Origin of the sequence: Chromobacterium fluminis (assembly GCF_011602385.1) — a bacterium.
In the GTDB taxonomy this organism is placed as follows: Bacteria; Pseudomonadota; Gammaproteobacteria; order Burkholderiales; family Chromobacteriaceae; genus Chromobacterium; species Chromobacterium fluminis.
In genome coordinates, this window is sequence record NZ_JAAOMA010000145.1 from 1 (window position 1) to 309 (window position 309).

Below are 309 nucleotides of genomic sequence, written 5' to 3' on the forward strand. Positions count from 1 at the left end.
GAATCTTGCGTTGCGCCCTTTCATCGTCGACGCCTCAGCGCGCGTTCAGCAGGCTGGCGTGCAGGCGGCCGGCCACCACGCGCACCATGTCCAGCACCAGCTTGTTGCGACGCACCAGCCAGTTGTAACCCAGCACCGCCGGCACCGCCACGCCCAGGCCGATCGCCGTCATGATCAGCGCTTCGCCCACCGGGCCCGCCACTTTGTCGATGGACGCCTGGCCGGACATGCCGATCGCCGTCAGCGCGTGGTAGATGCCCCACACCGTGCCGAACAGGCCGACAAACGGCGCGGTGGAGCCCACCGTGG

1 protein-coding gene is annotated in these 309 nt (G+C 68.9%); it reads right to left on the minus strand.

Going from position 1 to position 309, the window contains the following annotated elements; genetic code table 11:
- Positions 1-34: 34 nt before the first annotated feature.
- Positions 35-309 (minus strand): MotA/TolQ/ExbB proton channel family protein (locus tag HA052_RS27245; protein WP_166454455.1); only part of this gene is annotated, 275 nt, incomplete at its 5' end.